Annotated in this window: 13 protein-coding genes; 11 read left to right on the forward strand and 2 right to left on the reverse strand. The window is 72.8% G+C overall.

What is annotated here, in order from left to right; genetic code table 11:
• Nucleotides 1-3840 (forward strand): S8 family serine peptidase (locus EZM51_RS16775; protein WP_136709462.1); only part of this gene is annotated, 3840 nt, incomplete at its 5' end.
• 84 nt (nucleotides 3841-3924) lie between these two features.
• Here the strand turns inward: EZM51_RS16775 and EZM51_RS16780 are convergent.
• A complete protein-coding gene (locus EZM51_RS16780; protein ID WP_136709463.1) occupies nucleotides 3925-4416 on the reverse strand; it encodes a MarR family winged helix-turn-helix transcriptional regulator in 492 nt (163 codons plus the stop codon).
• A 58-nt stretch (nucleotides 4417-4474) separates the two neighbouring features.
• Here EZM51_RS16780 and EZM51_RS16785 point away from each other — a divergent pair, with 58 nt between their 5' ends.
• The 4 genes from EZM51_RS16785 (at nucleotide 4475) to EZM51_RS16800 (ending at nucleotide 11172) form a co-directional block, all read left to right on the forward strand.
• On the forward strand, nucleotides 4475-4906 hold the full coding sequence (locus tag EZM51_RS16785) for a hypothetical protein (protein ID WP_136709464.1): 432 nt from the start codon (nucleotides 4475-4477) through the stop codon (nucleotides 4904-4906).
• A 144-nt stretch (nucleotides 4907-5050) separates the two neighbouring features.
• On the forward strand, nucleotides 5051-6550 hold the full coding sequence (locus EZM51_RS16790; protein WP_136709465.1) for a DUF2868 domain-containing protein: 1500 nt from the start codon (nucleotides 5051-5053) through the stop codon (nucleotides 6548-6550).
• The gene (locus tag EZM51_RS16795) at nucleotides 6547-8109 is read left to right on the forward strand and encodes a DUF3482 domain-containing protein (RefSeq protein WP_136709466.1); all 1563 of its coding nucleotides are present in this window, start codon (nucleotides 6547-6549) and stop codon (nucleotides 8107-8109) included. Before EZM51_RS16790 ends, EZM51_RS16795 begins: the two co-directional genes overlap by 4 nt.
• 42 nt (nucleotides 8110-8151) lie before the next feature.
• A complete protein-coding gene (locus EZM51_RS16800) occupies nucleotides 8152-11172 on the forward strand; it encodes a DEAD/DEAH box helicase (protein WP_136709467.1) in 3021 nt (1006 codons plus the stop codon).
• 14 nt (nucleotides 11173-11186) lie between these two features.
• On the opposite strand, the gene EZM51_RS16805 is transcribed toward EZM51_RS16800, so the two are convergent.
• Nucleotides 11187-12545, reverse strand: a complete 1359-nt coding sequence (locus tag EZM51_RS16805) for an MFS transporter (RefSeq protein ID WP_248305719.1) — start codon at nucleotides 12543-12545, stop codon at nucleotides 11187-11189.
• 135 nt (nucleotides 12546-12680) lie between these two features.
• On the opposite strand from EZM51_RS16805, the gene EZM51_RS16810 reads away from it, so the two are divergent.
• The 6 genes from EZM51_RS16810 to EZM51_RS16835 are packed head-to-tail and all read left to right on the forward strand — an operon-like array spanning nucleotide 12681 to nucleotide 17292.
• Entirely contained in the window at nucleotides 12681-13031 is a 351-nt protein-coding gene (locus tag EZM51_RS16810) for a GntR family transcriptional regulator (protein ID WP_136709468.1), read from the forward strand.
• Nucleotides 13028-14101 carry a DUF1648 domain-containing protein gene (locus EZM51_RS16815; RefSeq protein WP_136709469.1) on the forward strand — a complete coding sequence of 358 codons (1074 nt, stop codon included), beginning with the start codon at nucleotides 13028-13030 and terminating at the stop codon, nucleotides 14099-14101. Before EZM51_RS16810 ends, EZM51_RS16815 begins: the two co-directional genes overlap by 4 nt.
• Nucleotides 14102-14156: 55 nt before the next feature.
• Complete coding sequence (locus EZM51_RS16820) at nucleotides 14157-14900, forward strand: SDR family oxidoreductase (RefSeq protein WP_136709470.1); 744 nt, start codon at nucleotides 14157-14159, stop codon at nucleotides 14898-14900.
• A gap of 12 nt (nucleotides 14901-14912) precedes the next feature.
• Nucleotides 14913-15503, forward strand: a complete 591-nt coding sequence (locus EZM51_RS16825; RefSeq protein WP_136709471.1) for a TetR/AcrR family transcriptional regulator — start codon at nucleotides 14913-14915, stop codon at nucleotides 15501-15503.
• Nucleotides 15490-16497: an NADPH:quinone oxidoreductase family protein gene (locus EZM51_RS16830; RefSeq protein WP_248305720.1), complete on the forward strand. Its 1008-nt coding sequence runs from the start codon at nucleotides 15490-15492 to the stop codon at nucleotides 16495-16497. The genes EZM51_RS16825 and EZM51_RS16830 overlap by 14 nt, the downstream gene beginning before the upstream one ends.
• A 60-nt stretch (nucleotides 16498-16557) precedes the next feature.
• Nucleotides 16558-17292 (forward strand): glucose 1-dehydrogenase, encoded by a 735-nt coding sequence (locus EZM51_RS16835; protein ID WP_136709472.1) that lies wholly within the window; start codon nucleotides 16558-16560, stop codon nucleotides 17290-17292.
• Nucleotides 17293-17309: the final 17 nt, after the last annotated feature.

Below are 17309 nucleotides of genomic sequence, written 5' to 3' on the forward strand. Positions count from 1 at the left end.
GCGGCCGCGCTCCCCGCGACCGCCGCGCCCGACGCGGGCGGGCCCGCCGGGGGCCCGCCGTCCGCGTCGGCGCCCGCCGCCGCCGGTGGTACGCACTCGGTCACCCTCATCACGGGCGACCGCGTCACCGTCACCGACCTCGCCGACGGCACGCACGCCGTCGAGATCGAGCCGGCCGCGCCGGGTGCCGGCATCCAGACCGCCGAGGTCGACGGCGACCTGCACGTCATGCCGCGGTCGGCTCTGCCGTACGTCGCGGCGGGCGTGGTCGACGCCGACCTGTTCAACGTGTCGCAGCTCATCGAGTTCGGCTACGACGACGCGTCGGTCGACGCGACCCCCGTCATCCTCGAATTCGAGGAGGGCCGGGCGTCCCGTCGGTCGGTGCCCGTGCCGGGTCTCGAGGTCGGCGCGCCGCTCGCGAGCATCGACGGTGCCGCCGCGGCGGCCGACCACGCGAGCGCCGAGGCGACCTGGGCCGCCCTGACGGATGCCGCGGCATCCCCTCGCACCTTCGGTGCCGCGCCCGACGGCGACGGCGCCGACGTGGAGCTCGGCGGCGGGATCGAGGCCATCCACCTCGACGGCATGGTGCAGGCGACGCTCGACTCGAGCACCCCGTGGATCGGGGCGCCCGAGGCGTGGGCCGCCGGTTACACGGGCGAAGGCGTCACGGTCGCGGTGCTCGACTCGGGATACGACGATACCCACCCCGACCTCGCGGGCGCGGTGCTGCCCGACTCGGCGAGCTTCGTGCCCGGCGAGGAGGTCGGCGACGACCCGCACGGCCACGGCACGCACGTCGCGTCGACCATCGCCGGCACCGGTGCCGCGAGCGGCGGCATCCACCGCGGCGTGGCCGACGGCGCCGACCTGATCATCGGCAAGGTGCTCGGGGCCGACGGCTACGGCATGGAGTCGTGGATCATCGCCGGCATGCAGTGGGCGGGCGAGCGGGCCGACATCGTGTCGATGAGCCTCGGCACGTCCGAAGCATCCGACGGCACCGACGTCATGTCGGAGGCGCTCGACCGCATCGCCGACGAGACCGGCGCCCTGTTCGTGGTCGCCGCCGGCAACTCGTCGGCACCCGAGACCATCGGGTCGCCGGGCGCGGCCGCGAAGGCGCTGACGGTCGGCTCGGTCGACGACCCGACGGGCATCCTGTCGTGGTTCTCGAGCCAGGGCCCGCTCGCGTGGTCGGGCGCGCTGAAGCCCGAGCTCGTCGGCCCCGGCAACGACGTCACGGCCGCCCGCTCGGCCGACAGCGCCGGCGACGGCGCGTACGTCGGGATGAGCGGCACGTCGATGGCGACCCCGCACGTCTCGGGCGCGGCCGCGATCGTGAAGCAGCAGCATCCCGAGTACACGGCCGAGCAGCTGCGCGCGGCGCTCGTGAGCACCACGACCGACGTCGGCCTCACCCCCTACCAGGCCGGTTCGGGCGTCGTCGACATCGACCAGGCGCTCGACGCGCCGGTCATCGCGGCCGGCTCCGGCGACTTCGGCATGCTCTCGTGGGGCGAGTCGCCCGACCAGGTCGAGCGCACCATCGAGTTCACGAACCGCGGCGACGCCGAGGTCGTCCTCGACCTCGCGGCGACGCTGGCCGACACGACGCCGTCGTCGGGCGGCGGCGGCGGCATCGGGCCGCTCTCGGTGGATGCCCCGGCCGGCGTGCTCGCGATGGACGCCGACCAGCTCTCGATCCCGGCGGGCGAGACCCGCTCCGTGACGCTCACGGCCGACCCGGCCGCGGTGCCCGCGGGCACGCAGCTCTCGGGCGCCCTCGTCGCGTCGATCGACGGCGAACCGGTGACCCGCACCGCGCTCGGCATCATCGCCGAGGAGGAGCGCTACGACGTCACGGTCACCGCCACGGGCTTCGACGGCGAACCCGCCGAGGCGTACGGGTGGCTGTGGAACGGCGAGACCAGGGCGATCGGCGTGCTCCCCGTCGTCGGCGAGACGACACTGCGTCTGCCGGCCGGCACCTACTCGCTCATGTCGTTCATGGACGTGGCCGAGGCGGCCGACGCGCACGGCATCGCGCTCGTCGGCGACCCGCATCTCGTGCTCGACGGCGACACCACGGTGGCGTTCGACGCCCGGGAGACGGAGCCGATCTCCGTCGATGTCGGTGACGACACGGTGTCGCCGGCCTTCCGTCGCGTCGACTTCCAGTCCGACGGCTTCCGTGGCAGCCTCATTCCGACGGTGCTGGTCGACACGCTGTACGCGCAGCCGCTCGACGCCTCCGATTCCGACAGCTTCGACTTCACGACGCGCTGGCGCCTGCAGCAGACGCTCTCGCTCACGGCAGGCGGAGCGGACCTCGACGTCATCGAGCAGGCCGGCGCGGTTCCGCTCGACGGGAGCCTGCGAGCCCGGGCGATCGACGTCGGCGCCGGCAGCGCCGACGACTTCGCCGCGGTCGACGCGGCAGGCAAGGTCGCGGTCGCGACGCGGTCCGACGCGGTGTCGCCGTCGGAGCGCGCAGCGAATGCCGCCGCCGCCGGAGCGGCGTTCCTGATCGTCGTGAACGACGCCGACGGTGAGCTCAGCGAGTGGGTCGGAGCCGACGACTACGTGACATCGGTCCCGATTCCCGTGGCCTCGGTCAGCGGCATCCAGGGTCGGGCGCTGCTCGAGTCCATGGCCGCGAAGACCGTCGTCGTGAAGGGCTCCGGCGTGGCGAACGCGACCGAGACGTACGACATCGTGCGGTTCAGCGAGGGAGCGATCCCCGAGGACCTGCACTACCGCCCCGGCGACCTCGCCCGCATCGACACCACGTACTACGGCGACGGGGGCACCGTCGGCGAGTTCCGGTACGACTTCGTGCCGGGCGCACTGTACGGCTCGGGCTACGCGATGCGCACGACACGCGGCATCGAGCGCACCGAATGGGTGAACACCGAGCAGGTCGAGTGGTACCAGAACGCCGAACTCGTCGACGTGGGCTGGGAGGTGCGCGATGTGCGTCGTGCCTACGAGCCCGAGCAGGTCGCCGAGTCGAGCTTCTTCGGTCCGGTCGTGCGCCCGTACGTCGGCCCCGGCTATTGGGCGCCGCACCGCACGGGCCCGGCCGCCCAGGTGAACGTGCCGTCGTGGGCCGACGGTGCCAACCCCGAGCGCACCGGTGCGTTCGACGTGTTCGCGGGCACCGACGACCGTGCGCAGCTGACCGAGGTGTACGTCGACGGCGAGCTGCTCGCCTCGTCGCCCTACCAGTCGGCGAACGTGTGGGGCGCGCCCGACGGAGAGTCGGAGTGGCGCGTCGTGAACACGGCCACGCACGACGGATCGGCGCTCGCATCATCGACCGAGACGGTGACCGAGTGGACCTTCCGGTCGACCGGGACGGCCGACGACTGGACCGAGCAGGTCCTGCCGATGATCCAGGCCTGGTACGACGTCGAACTCGACGCCTCGGGGCTCGTCGGCGCGGGTCGCAAGGCCGGTACCCCGGTCGCACTCGGGGTCGAGCTCGGGCACGTCGCCGGGGCATCCGGAAGCGCCGCGCTGAACGGTGCCACGCTCGAGGTGCGGGTCGCCGGCGGCGACTGGCAGCCCATCGAGCTCACGGCGACGGATGCCGCGGGCGCGACGCCCGAGGTCCTGCCGTTCGTCACCTTCCCGACTGGTCGCGACTTCGTCACGAGGTACGCGGCCGACCTCGCCGTGCCCGATGCGGGCTCTTGGGTGGACCTTCGGGTCACGGCGACGGATGCCGCAGGCAGCACGTTCTCGCAGGAGATCGTGCGCGCGTTCGAGGCTGCCCCGGCCAAGAGCGCGTCCCCTCTGCTTCGCGGCGGCACGAGCGGACTGCTTCCCTAGGGCGGTCCGCACGGGGCCCGGGCGGCGACGCCCGGGCCCCATCGTGTTGCTCCGCGTGGGGTGGGGAAGCGCGCCGGGGCCGTCTCAGCTCGCGTGTCCACCCGTGTCGTCGGCGCTCGCGCGGAGCTGCGGGAGCGCCGGCAGTCCGGCCGTCCGGGCGAGCTCACCGAGGACACGGGCGAGGTCTGCCCGGTCGGCGGGGCTCAGTTCGGCGGTGAGGTGCGCGTCGATCGCGTAGGCGTCGTCGGTGCAGGTCTGGAGCAGGTCGCGCCCGCGGTCGGTGAGCCGCAGCACGTGGCGTCGACGATCCTCGGGATCCTTGACACGCTGAATCGCCCCCAGGTCCTCCAGGTGATCCGCCAGGGCGACCACCAGGCTCGGCGCGATGTTCATGGCGCGGGCGACCTCGAGCTGCGAGCTCGCGTCGACGGAGTCGAGAAGCGCGAGCATCCCGAGGTGCTTCGGCTTCAGGCCGTGCAGCTCGAGGCGCGGTGCCAGTCGGTCCAGCGCCTGGAGCCCGAGCGCGCCGAGTCGGAAGGTGACCGAATCGGCCAGACGCGGCGGCGAGCCCTTCATGCGATCGATGATACTGATCGGATATGCTTCAGAACATGAATGATACTGAGTGTGAACGATGACGGCGCGAGTGATCAGGGGCTGGTGGCCCCTCGTGGTGGCCAACGGACTGGCGGCACTGGTGGCATCGGGCTTCGGCGTCGTCGGGGTGCTCGATCCGGCGACGGTGTTGCCCGGCATTAACGGCGGCGACGCCGTCGCCATCTTCGCGGGCCTCTACGCCGTCCGCGCACTGCCGATCGGCGTCGCGGTGGTGGTCCTGCTGTGGAGGCGCTCGCCCGGCCCGGTGCCGATGCTGCTCGTGGCGGGCGCTGCGCAGGTGGGGGACAGCGTCATCGGCATCGCCTACGCCGTGCCGGGCATGATGGTCGGCGGCGCCGTCCTCGCCGCGATCCACCTCGTGTCGGCCGGATGGCTGCTCCGTCACAGCGCGGCCCGTTCGCCGCGGCCGGTGGCGGGGGTATCCGATCTCGCCTCGCCCGTGGGCTGAGGAACGGCGACGGAGCGATGCGGCATCCGCGCAGCCGACGGCGGGTTCCGCGGTGGACGGTGCGCCTCCTCATCCCGGGGACCGGATGGCGCCGCGCCTCCTCATCCCGAGGGTCGCGAAGCGGCCCGCCATAGAATGCGCCTGATGGACGAGTCAGCCGCCCTCGAGGTCATCGCGGCCCGGGCCGTCGAGACTGGGGATCGCGATCGCCTGCTCTGGACCGACGCGGACCGCGACTGGGCGAGCCGCGCCGCCGCGGAGGTGGTCGGCGAGGGCGCGACCGCCGAGGCGTTCCTGACCCGTCGGGCCCGGCTCGTGCTCGAGCGCATCGGTCCGCGCCAGCCCGCCGTGCCGCGCACGGTGCGCGCGCTGCGCTGGCGGCCCTGGGTGGGCGCGGTCGTCGTGGCGGCCGCGTTCGTGCTCGGCCTCGTCGTCGATCGCATCGGCGGCGGTTCGAGCATCAACCTGCTGGCCCCGCCCGTGTTCCTCCTCCTCGTCTGGAACGTCGTCGTATACCTCACGCTCGTCGTTCGGCTCGTCGCGTTCCGTGGCCGGCCCGGTCCGCTCCGGGCGCTCCTCATCGAGCTCGCCGCGCTGCGCACGCCGGCGGGCGCGCGGGCCGGGGCGCGAGCGCGGGCGCGTGCGCGTGACGGCGACGCCGGCGCGGCGCGGCGCACCATCCTCGAGACCCTGCCCTCCGACTGGGCTCGACTGTCCGCGCCGCTCTACGGTGCGCGGGCGGCACGCGTGCTGCATCTCGCGGCCGCCGCCACGGCGCTCGGCGTGATCGCCGGACTCTACCTGCGCGGCCTCGCCTTCGAGTACCGCGCCACGTGGGAGAGCACGTTCCTCGACGCCGAGCAGGTGCGCGGGCTGCTCGCCGTCACGCTGGCCCCGGGTTCCTGGCTCACGGGCATTCCGATTCCGGATGTCGCGGAGGTCGCGGCCATCCGCGCGCCCGACAGCGAGAACGCGGCTACCTGGATGCACCTGCTCGCGGGCAGCGTCGCCTCCGTGGTCGTGATCCCCCGGCTCGTGCTGGCGCTGGTGTCGGGACTCGTCGAGCGACGCCGGGCCGCACGGATCGCGCTGCCCTTGACGGACCCCTACTACCGGCGGCTGGTGGCACGCTACCTCGGCCGTTCGGGGCGGATCCGGGTCGTGCCGTACAGCTACACGCTGAGTCCCGCGGCGCGGGGCGGACTCGACGCGATCCTGGCGCGGGCGTACGACGGAGCATCCGTCACCGTGGAGGCTCCGGTCGCGTGGGGCGACGACGAGGCACTCGCGAACCTGTCGTTCGCGCGGCTCGCGGCCGCCGAGGAGGTCGTCGTCCCGCTGTTCGCCCTCGCCGCGACGCCCGAGCGCCAGGCGCACGGCGAGTTCCTCGACGCGCTCGCCACAGGCGTCGGCTCGGGGCATCCGCTCACCGCGCTCGTCGACGAGTCGGGATTCCGCGCCCGATGGACCGGGGAGGACGAGCGGCTCGTCGCACGTCGTGACGCGTGGCGCGACCTCGTCACCGCGCACGGCGCGACCCCGGTGTTCGTCGACCTCGCCGAACCCGATCTCGCGACGGCGGAGGCGGAGCTCGCAGCATCCGCCAGGGGCGTCGACGACCCGCCGCGCGGGAGGGTGCCATGACCGACCCCGGAGCAGGTGAGCCGGTGGGCGCGGCGGGCGAGCCGACGGGCGCGGCGGGCGAACCGATCGGCGCGACGTCCGTGCCCGAGCCCGGCGCCATCGCGCTCTCGCTCATCTCGCACACCAACGCCGGCAAGACGACGCTCGCGCGCACCCTGCTCGGACGCGACGTCGGCGAGGTGCGCGACGCGCCGCACGTCACCATCGAGGCGACGCCGTTCCCGCTCGTGCAGACGCCCGAGGGCGACACGCTCACGCTGTGGGACACGCCGGGATTCGGCGACAGCGTGCGCCTCGTGCGGCGGCTGCGCCAGTCGGGAAACCCGCTCGGCTGGTTCCTGTCGCAGGTGTGGGACCGCTATCGCGACGAACCGTTCTGGCTCACCCAGCTCGCCGTGCGCAACGTCGCCGACCACGCCGACGTCGTGCTCTACCTGGTGAACGCAGCGGAGGAGCCCGGCGACGCCGGCTATCTCGGGCCCGAGCTCGAGGTGCTCGACTGGGTGGGAAAGCCCGTGCTCGTGCTCCTCAACCAGACCGGGCGCCCGCGCGAGCACGCGGCGGAGGCGGCCGAGGCGGCCCGCTGGCGAGGTGCCGTCGCCGGGCTCGCGGACGTGCGGGAGGTGCTCGCGCTCGACGCCTTCGCGCGCTGCTGGGTGCAGGAGTTCACGCTCTTCGCGGCGATCGGACGCGTGGTTCCCGAGGCGAAGGCGTCCGCGTTCGCTCGGCTCTCGCAGGCGTGGCGTGCTCGCCGCATGGCGCAGTTCGAGGAGGCGATGACGGTGCTCGCCGAACCCATCGCGACGGCCGCATGCGACCGCGAGGTGCTGCCGGCCGAGCCGCTGGCGACTCGGCTCGGCGGCTCGGTCGGGCTGCCGAACGCGGCGCGGGCGCAGGCGCGCACCCAGGCGGCGAGCCGGCTCGGCGGTCGCCTCGAGTCGGGCCTCGGGGCGAGCACCGAGCGGCTCATCGTGATCCACGAACTCGAGGGCCGCGCGGCGGCCGAGGTGCTCGATCGGATGGCCGGCGACATCCGCGTCGATGCGCCACTCGACGAGGGGCGCACGGGTGTCGTGTCGGGAGTCGTGTCGGGCGCGCTCACCGGGCTCGGCGCCGACCTCATGGCGGGCGGCCTCACGTTCGGCGCCGGCCTGGTGGCGGGTGCCATCGTCGGCGCGCTCGGCGGTGCGGGCATCGCGCGCGGCGTCAACGTGATGCGCGGCCGCACCGAGTCGAGTCTTCGCTGGGACGAGGCGTTCCTCGACGGGCTCGTCACCTCGGCGCTCTTGCGCTACCTCGCGGTCGCCCACTACGGGCGCGGCCGCGGCGCGTGGACCGAGAGCGAGTACCCGCCGTTCTGGCGCCCGATGGTCGTCGACGCCGTCGTCGCGAAGCGGGAGCGGCTGGCGGCAGTGTGGGAGCTGCGGTCGGCCAGCGCCGGCGCGGCGGGCGACGGGTGCGAACGGCTCGAGCGCGCGTTGCGCGGCGTGCTCCGCGAACTCGCCCTCGAACTGCTCGACGAGCTCTACCCGGGGGCGCTCCGGACCCCCGCGGGCTGAAGAGCGGCGCCGCTGTCGGCGCCCCGTGCGAGCATGGTGGGCATGCCCGCCGACGCTCCACCGCACGACTGGCGCACGGCGCTCGCGGGGCTCGGGCACGGTGTCGAGGCATCCGTCTCGGAGGCCGCCCCCTCGACGCGTCCGCTGGGGCTCCAGTTCGAACTGCGCCGCCGCATCGAGCGCCGCAACGGCGAGTGGCGCGGAGCTCGCGACGAGACGGCTCGGCGCGCGACATCCGTCGACCGACTCGCGGTGCGGCCGGTCACCCAGGGCACCAGGGGAGCCTGGGTGAAAGACGGACTGACGTGGCAGAACATCGCCTACCAGGCGAGCGCCGCGGGCGTCGACCCGGCGCAGTCGCGGTGGTTCGCCCAGTTCGCGATGCTGAAGGGCACGACGCCCGCGGTGTACCGATACGGCTCCGAGTGGATCACGCTCGACGAGTTCGAGAGCCCCCTGCTCTGGGGGCTGCTGGCCGAGGCCGGCCGACTCGGCATCGCGCTCGTCGGATCGGATGTCACACCCGACGTCGTGCTGCGGGGGAGCGCCACGGTGGGACTCGACGCGAGCGTCGCGGACCCGTCCGGAGGCGGCTCCAACGGCCCCGGCGGACTCACCCTGGTGCCGACGGTCGCGATCGACGACGGCGTTCACCCCGTCGAGCACGTGCGGCCGATCGCGTGGCACGGCGTCTACCGCTCCGACTTCGACGCCGGGGTGATCGAGCTCGCGCCGGCCGCGAACGGCGAGCTCACCCCCGCGCAGCGCGCCCTGCTCGCGTCGCCGCCCGAGCCGATCGTCGTGCCGGCCGCCGAGGTGCCGACGTTCCTTCGCGGGCACTTCCACGCCCTCGCCCGGTCGCTGCCGGTCGTGAGCCGTGACGGCAGCTTCGAGCCTCCCGAGGCTCCGCCCGCGACGCTCGTGCTCGAGGCGGCGTTCGAGCCGGGCGACGTGCTGCGCCTCGCCTGGCGCTGGGAACACGCCGACGGACGCACCAGCCCGGTGGAGGCATCCGAGGCATCCATCGCCGCCGCCGCGGCCGACCCCGAACTCGACGACGACCTGCTGGCCCGCGTCGCCGACGAGCTCGGGTGGGTGCCGCTCGACGCGATCATCCTGCGCGGCCTCGACGCCGCCGAGTTCACGGCCGAGCGGATGCCGCGACTCGAACGACTGGCCGAACGCGGCGGGTTGCGCATCGACATCACCGGCGAGCGCCCCGACTACCGCGAGGTGACCGCCGTTCCCGAGGTGCGCGTGACGACGGTCGAATCGCAGAAGCGGGACTGGTTCGACCTCGGCGTGCAGCTCACCGTCGACGGCAGGCCCGTGCCGTTCATGCCGCTGTTCCGGGCGCTCGCGAAGGGGCAGCGGCGGCTCCTGCTCGTCGACAAGAGCTACCTGAACCTCAAACTGCCGGTGTTCGACGAACTGCGCGACCTCATCGAGGAGGCGGGCACGCTCGCCGAGTGGGAGACGGGCCTGCGCATCCACCGCAGCCGGACGAGCCTGTGGGCCGATTTCGAGGACCTCGCGGATGTCTCGGAGCCGGCGCTCACCTGGCGTGCGACCATCGCGGGGCTCGAGCACGGCGCCGTCGAGGAGGTGCCGTCTCCCGCCGGGCTCGCACTGCCGCTGCGGCCGTACCAACTGGCGGGGTTCCGCTGGCTCGCGTTCCTCTGGCGGCACGGGCTCGGCGGCATCCTCGCCGACGACATGGGGCTCGGCAAGACGGCGCAGACGCTCGCGCTCATCGCGCATGCGGTCGAGGCGGCGGCGCCGGCGCCGGCGTCCGAGGGGTCGGCGTCGGCCGGCCGGCCGTTCCTCGTCGTCGCGCCGACCTCGGTCGCATCGAACTGGGTGAGCGAGGCGGCACGGTTCACCCCTCGACTGCGCGTCGCGACGGTCACGGCGACCGAGGCGAAGCGGCGAGGTCGCATCGCGGATGCCGCGGCCGCCGCCGACATCGTCGTCACGACGTATGCCGTGCTGCGCCTCGAAGCCGACGCCTTCGCGGCCATCGAGTGGGGCGGCCTCGTGCTCGACGAGGCGCAGTTCGTGAAGAACGCGGCGACGAAGGTGCATCAGGCGGCCCTCGACATCCGGGCTCCGTTCCGGCTCGCCGTCACGGGCACCCCGGTCGAGAACGACCTGAGCGAGTTGTGGGCGCTGCTCGCCATCGTCGCACCGGGGCTCTTCCCGTCGCGACGGGCGTTCGACGAACGCTACCGGCGACCCATCGAGAACGACGGCAACACCGAACGGATGGCGCGGCTGCGCCGGCGGGTCCGGCCGCTCATGCTGCGTCGCACGAAGGAGCTCGTCGCGCCCGAGCTGCCGCCGAAGCAGGAGCAGGTGCTGCAGGTCGAGCTGCACCCGCGGCATCGGCGCCTGTACGACACCATGCTGCAGCGAGAGCGGCAGAAGCTCCTCGGCCTCATCGACGACCTCGACCGCAACCGCTTCATCGTGTACCGCTCGCTCACGCTGCTGCGCATGCTCGCGCTCGATGCGACGCTCATCGACGACGAACGGTACGCGGGCATGGCGTCGGCGAAGTTGGACGCGCTCTTCGAACAGCTCGACGACGTGCTCGGCGAGGGACATCGCGCGCTCGTGTTCAGCCAGTTCACGTCGTTCCTCGGGCGGGCGGCCGCGCGCCTGGATGCCGCGGGCGTGCCCTACGCCTACCTCGACGGGTCGACGCCGGCGCGCCGCCGCGACGAGGTGATCGCCCGGTTCCGCGAGGGCGAGGCATCCGTGTTCCTGATCAGCCTGAAGGCGGGCGGATTCGGGTTGAATCTCACCGAAGCCGACTACGTGTTCCTCCTCGACCCGTGGTGGAATCCGGCCAGCGAGGCGCAGGCGATCGACCGGACGCATCGCATCGGCCAGTCGAAGCAGGTCATGGTGTACCGGCTCGTGGCGACGGGCACGATCGAGGAGAAGGTCATGGAGCTGAAGGCCCGCAAGGGCGAGCTCGTCGCGTCGCTCCTCGACGACGAGGGACTGACGGATGCTTCGCTCACGGCCGCCGACCTGCGGGGGCTGCTCGCCGACTGAGCGCGAGCAGCGCGTCAGTCCGCGTCGCGGTCGCGGTCGCGCTCGCGAGGTCGCCGCCGCCGAGGCCGCGGCTCGTCGAGCCCGATGTGCACGCGCGTGCGCTTGCGCTCGAAGACGATGAAGCCGGCACCGAGCAGCCACAGCGGCACCTGCGTGAGGAACGCCATGCGGAACGCGTCGAGACTGTAGGTGTCGGGCGTGCCGGCGCCCTGCACGTCCATCGCGATGCCGATGAAGAGGACCGCGAGCAGGGCTGCGAGGAACCCGCCGACGTTCACGATGCCGGTCGCCGTGCTCAGGCGGTGGCTCGGGTTGAACGTGCGCGCGTGGTCGAATCCGATCATCGACCCGGGGCCGCCGGTGCTGAGGGCGAGCGCCAGCACGAGCAGGAGCCACAGGGGCGCCTGCCCGGGCCACGCGATGACGGCGAGCCACGCGAGCATCTGGATGCCGATGATGGGCAGCACGAGCATCCGCGACCGGCGCATCGGGTGCCGGCTCGAGAGCGCGCCGATGACGGGTCCGACGAGCATGCCCGAGACCACGAAGACGGTGAACACGAGCGACGCCATCGCCGGCGTCAGTCCCTCGCCGATCGTGAGGAACGGAAATCCCCACAGCAGGATGAACGCCGAACCCGCGAACGGCGTCGTGAAGTGCGACCAGAACGCGAGCCGCGTCGCCGGGTGCGCCCAGGACTCGCGGAAGCCCACGCGCAGGTCGGCCGCCGACGTCACGACGTGCATCGCGCCCGTGGTGGTGTCGACCGAGACATCCGCCGGGCGACCGGGCGGATGATTGCGGATCACCGCGAACGTGAGCACCGTGAACAGCACGCCGAGACCCGCGAGCCCGCCGAACGCGACGGTCCAGGTCGTCGCATGCAGGAGCGCCGCGAACGGCAGGATCGAGAGCAGGGGTCCTGTCAGTCCGACGATGCCGGTGAGTTGCACGAACAACGGCGCCTGCCGCTCGGGGAACCATACCGCCACGACCCGCAGCACGCTGGGGAAGATCGCCGCATCACCTGCGCCGACGAGCATGCGCGCGAGGATCGCCGTGGCCACGTCGGGAGCGAACGCCATGACGAGCTGCCCGACGGCCATGAGGAACATGCCGATCGTGATGATGGGTCGCGCACCGAACTTGTCGAGCAGCAGCCCCACCGGGATCTGCATCGCGCCATACACGAAGAGCTGGATGACGGCGAACATCGACAGCATCGAGGCATCCGCGTCGAACCGCACGGCCGCCTCCACGCCGACCGCCGACAGCGATGTTCGGTTCGTGACCGACAGCACGTAGGCGGCGACGCCGATGCCCCACACCAGCCAGAGGCGCCACGGGCGCACGGATGGGAGGGCAGTCGTCACGGGGGGAGCCTTGTCGAAGAGTGAGACGGCCGCGAGCCGCGCCCGATCGGTTCCAGACTACCGAGCGGTGGAACGCGTCATGAGCAGATAGCGCAAAGTTCTATATGTCATCAAACTATGTGCCACACTGGTCCCATGCTGATCCGAGTCGAACCCGGTGCGGACGAACCGCTGTACGAGCAGGTGGCGTCGTCCGTACGCGCACAGCTCGCTGCCGGCGTGCTCCAGGTGGGCGACAAGCTGCCGCCCGCCCGGGATGTCGCCGACGGTCTCGGCATCAACCTGCACACGGTGCTGCGCGCCTACCAGCTGCTGCGCGACGAGCACCTGATCGACCTGAGGCGGGGGCGCAACGCCGTGGTGACGGAGGCCGCCGGCACCCTGGGCACGCTCAACGCCGACATCGTGCAGCTGGTCGATCGTGCCCGCACGGCGGGTATCACCGCCGACGCGCTCGTATCCCTCGTGAAGGAGACCTATCGATGACCGAACCGCGAACGCCGGCCGCCCGCCGCACCACGCAGGGAAGCACGGCGTCCGAGCGCCCGCCGGCGCCGACGAAACATCGGGTGCCGATCCGCCGCTTCATCGTGCTGGCCATGCTCGTGCCGGTGGTGTTCACCATCGCGGCAGTGGCGCTGCAGCTCTGGTGGCTGCCCGAGCTGCCCGATCCGGTGGCCATCCACTGGACCCCTGATGGGCCCGACGGCTTCGCCCCGGCGTGGACCCTTCCGGTGCTGACCGCCGTCATCGGACTCGGTATTCCCCTGCTCATGACCTCGAGCGCGCTCCCCGGCCTGCGGAACGGCGCGTGGGGACCGAGTCCGCGGCTCCTCGGTGCGGTCTCGCCGGCGATGAGTGCACTGCTCGCGATCGTCACGACCTGGAGCGCGGGGGTGCAGCGTGGGATCGCCGACGCCGCCGACGCGCCCGGCGTGGAGCCCGGGCTGGCCACCGGGTTGGCGGCGGCGGTGATCGTGGGGCTCGTGTCGTGGTTCATCCTGCCGGGCGAGACCTTCCCGGAGCCGGGCGATGAGGCCGAATCGCCCGAGCCGATCGCGCTCGCGGCCGGCGAACGCGTCGTCTGGGTGCGTACGACGGCGGCTGGAGCGCCGGCGCGCATCGCCGTGCTCGGCGCTGTCGCCCTGCTCGTGGGGCTCGCCGTTGGACTCGGCATCACCACGACCGCGCCGATCTGGCCGCTGGTGATCCTCGCCGTGCTCCTGGCGCTCCTGGGGGCGGCGACGCTGGTCTTCCGCGTGCGGGTCGACGAGCGCGGGCTCGCGGTGCGGTCGGTGCTCGGCGTGCCCACCCTGCGGGTCGCCCTCCACGATGTCGTCTCTGCCGAGCGGGTCACCGTGCACCCGATGGCCGAGTTCGGCGGGATCGGCCTGCGCAGCGGTCTCGACGGGAGGTTCGGCGTCGTGCTCCGGGCCGGCGAGGCGCTGCAGGTGACCCGCCGGGATCGTGGGCCGTTCGTCGTGACGGTCGACGATGCAGCCATCGCCGCGGCCACCCTGATGGCATTGCGCCGCCGCGAGCAGTCGGAGCCCTGAGGCGTGCTACGCTCCTCATACCGACCAGACGGTATGGCGAGATGAGGAACCCGACGTGCAGAGATTCGAGGGCAGGGTCGCCCTGATCACCGGCGCGAGCCGAGGCATCGGCCTCGCCATCGCGAAGCGGCTCGTGGCGGAAGGGGCATCCGTCGTCATCACCGGACGCAAGCAGGAGGGGCTCGACGCCGCGATCGGTGAACTCGGCGCCGACCGGGCGTCGGCCGTCGCCGGCCGCGCCGACGACCCCGAGCACCGCGCCGCGGTCTTCGCCCACCTCGCCGAGCGGCACGGCGGCCGACTCGACCACCTCGTGAACAACGCCGGCATCAACCCGGCGTACGGTCCCGCACTCGAGGTCGAGGCATCCGTCATCCGCAAGATCCTCGAGGTGAACGTGGTCGCCGCCCTCGACTGGACGCGCGACGCGGTGCGTGCCGGCCTCTCGCGGTCGATCGTAAACCTGGCATCCATCTCGGGGCTCTCCGCCAGCCCGAACATCGCGTTCTACGGCGTCTCGAAGGCGGCGCTCGTGAACCTCACGATGCAGCTGGCGTACGAGCTGGCCCCGGGCATCCGGGTGAACGCCGTCGCCCCCGCGGTGATCAAGACCAGCTTCGCCCGCGCCCTCTACGAGGGACGTGAGGCGGAGGTCGCCGCCGAGTACCCGCTCGGCCGGCTCGGCGAGCCAGACGACGTCGCGGGGCCGGTCGCATTCCTGCTCTCCGACGACGCCGGCTGGATCACCGGCCAGACGCTCCCGATCGACGGCGGCGGCAGCATCCGCCCCGTCGGGTGAAGGATTGGACGCATGAGAGACACCAACGTCGCCGACGAGGTCACCCGGGCCGCCGTCGACCTCTTCGCCACGCAGGGCTACGCGAACACGAGCGTGCAGCAGATCGTCGAGGCCGCGGGCGTCACCAAGGGCGCCATGTACCACTACTTCGAGTCGAAGGACGACCTCCTCTTCGCGATCTACGACCGCATGCTGTCGCTGCAGAAGGCGCACCTCGACGAGATCATCGCGCGCGGCGGTCCGGTCGACGAGGTGCTCCGCGCGGTCTGCGTCGACGTCATCGAGACCTCGATCGACTTCCTGCCCGAGGGCACGGTGTTCTTCCGCAGCATGCACATGCTCACCGCCCCGCGCCAGCAGGAGGTCACCCGCCGTCGTCGCGCCTACCACGACGAGTTCGCCGCGCTCATCGAACGCGGACAGGCCGAGGGCCTTTACCGCACCGACATCCCCCGCCCCGTGCTCATCGCGCACTTCTTCAGCGACGTGCACTACCTCTCGCACTGGTACTCGCCGCACGGCGCCGAGGGCAAGACGCTCGTCGCCGAGCAGATCACCGACCTCTTCCTCACGAGCATCAGGACGACGGATGTCGCGAGCTGACGCCATGCGGGCCTGGCTCGTGACCCGCCACGGCGAGCCCGTCGACGTGCTCGAGCAGCGCGACGTCGCCGCTCCCGAGCCCGGACCGGGAGAGGTGCTCGTGCGCACGCGGGCGGTCGCCGTGAACTTCCCCGACGTGCTGCTCGCCCGCGGCGAGTACCAGGTGCGACCCGAGCTGCCCTTCATCCCCGGCATCGAGCTCAGCGGCGACGTCGTCGAGTTCGGCGAGGGCGTCGACGGGGCGCGCGGCTTCGCCGTCGGCGACCGCGTCGTCGCCTCGCAGATCGGCGTGCTCTCGGAGTACGCCGTGGTGCCGGCTCCCGCGGTGCACCGGGCGCCCGAAGCCCTCGACGACGCCCAGTGCGCCGCGCTCACGATCGCGTACCAGACCGCCTGGTTCGGCCTGCACCGCCGTGCCGCGCTGCAACCCGGGAAGTGGTTGCTCGTGCACGCCGCCGCCGGCGGCGTCGGCACGGCCGCCGTGCAGCTCGGCGTCGCGGCCGGTGCGCGCGTGATCGGCGTGGTCGGCAGCGACGCGAAGGCGGAGGTCGCCACCGCCGCAGGGGCCGAGCGGGTCCTCGTCCGCGGACGGGACGACCTCGTGGCCGCCGTGCGCGAGGCGACCGCCGGCGCGGGCGTCGACGTGGTGTTCGACCCCGTGGGCGGCGAGAGCTTCGAGCTCTCGACGAAGTGCATCGCGTTCGAGGGGCGCATCGTGGTCGTCGGATTCGCGGGCGGCACCGTGCCGCCGGTGCGGGCGAACCACGCGCTCGTGAAGAACTACGGGGTGCTGGGCCTGCACTGGGCGCTCTACCAGCAGCGCCGGCGCGACCTCGTCGACGAGGCGCACGCCGAGCTCACCCGACTGGCCGACGCCGGTGCCATCGCGCCCGTGGTCAGCGCCGTCGTGCCGTTCGACCGGGCGCCCGACGCCGTGCAGGAGCTCGCCGGCGGTGCGACCACCGGTCGTCTCGTCATCCGCGTCGCCGACTGAGGGCCACCCGGGCCCCCGACGCATCGAGTGCGCCGCCGGGCGGCGCGGAAGGAGCTTCCATTGAGCGAGCTCGAGGGCCGCATCGCGATCGTCACGGGCGGGGCCAGGGGCCTCGGCGAGGCCTACGTGCGGGCGCTGCACGCCGCCGGCGCCGAGGTCGTCATCGCGGACCTGCTCGCCGACGAGGGGGAGGCGCTCGCGCGCGACCTCGGGCCTCGCGCGCGCTTCACGCCCCTCGACGTCACCGACGAGGAGGCGTGGACGCGCGTCGTCGCCGACACCGCCGACGCGCTCGGCGGCGTCGACGTGCTCGTGAACAACGCCGGCATCGCGAACGCGGCGCCCATCGAGCACTACACCCGCGCGAAGTGGGACGCCGTGATCGCCGTGAACCTCACCGGGACGTTCCTCGGATGCCGCGCCGTCGTGCCCGTGATGAAGGCGGCCGGTCGCGGCTCGATCATCAACATCTCCTCGGTCGAGGGCCTGCGCGGCAGCCCGGGCCTGCACGGCTACACGGCCTCCAAGTTCGCGGTGCGCGGGCTCACGAAGTCGCTCGCCGTCGAGCTCGGGCCCGCCGGGATCCGCGTGAACTCGGTGCATCCGGGCCTCATCCTCACCGAGATGACCACGCGCATCGACCCCGACGCGCTCGTCATCCCGCTCGGCAGGCCGGCCCGGCCAGCGGATGTCGCGGGCACGATCGTCTTCCTCGCGAGCGACGCCTCGGCCTACACGACGGGCGCGGAGTTCGTCGTCGACGGCGGCATGACCGTCGGCATCGCGCACCGCTGACGGGGGCGTCGGCAGGG

Source organism: Agromyces sp. H66 (assembly GCF_004959775.1).
Taxonomy (GTDB): Bacteria; Actinomycetota; Actinomycetes; order Actinomycetales; family Microbacteriaceae; genus Agromyces.

What these genes read in the sequence shown, in the direction of transcription:
- EZM51_RS16780 (WP_136709463.1), bottom strand. Translation starts at nt 4,416, where the DNA reads ATGAAGGGCTCGCCGCCGCGTCTGGCCGATTCGGTCACCTTCCGACTC.
- EZM51_RS16785 (WP_136709464.1), top strand. Translation starts at nt 4,475, where the DNA reads ATGACGGCGCGAGTGATCAGGGGCTGGTGGCCCCTCGTGGTGGCCAAC.
- EZM51_RS16790 (WP_136709465.1), top strand. Translation starts at nt 5,051, where the DNA reads ATGGACGAGTCAGCCGCCCTCGAGGTCATCGCGGCCCGGGCCGTCGAG.
- EZM51_RS16795 (WP_136709466.1), top strand. Translation starts at nt 6,547, where the DNA reads ATGACCGACCCCGGAGCAGGTGAGCCGGTGGGCGCGGCGGGCGAGCCG.
- EZM51_RS16800 (WP_136709467.1), top strand. Translation starts at nt 8,152, where the DNA reads ATGCCCGCCGACGCTCCACCGCACGACTGGCGCACGGCGCTCGCGGGG.
- EZM51_RS16810 (WP_136709468.1), top strand. Translation starts at nt 12,681, where the DNA reads ATGCTGATCCGAGTCGAACCCGGTGCGGACGAACCGCTGTACGAGCAG.
- EZM51_RS16815 (WP_136709469.1), top strand. Translation starts at nt 13,028, where the DNA reads ATGACCGAACCGCGAACGCCGGCCGCCCGCCGCACCACGCAGGGAAGC.
- EZM51_RS16825 (WP_136709471.1), top strand. Translation starts at nt 14,913, where the DNA reads ATGAGAGACACCAACGTCGCCGACGAGGTCACCCGGGCCGCCGTCGAC.
- EZM51_RS16830 (WP_248305720.1), top strand. Translation starts at nt 15,490, where the DNA reads ATGTCGCGAGCTGACGCCATGCGGGCCTGGCTCGTGACCCGCCACGGC.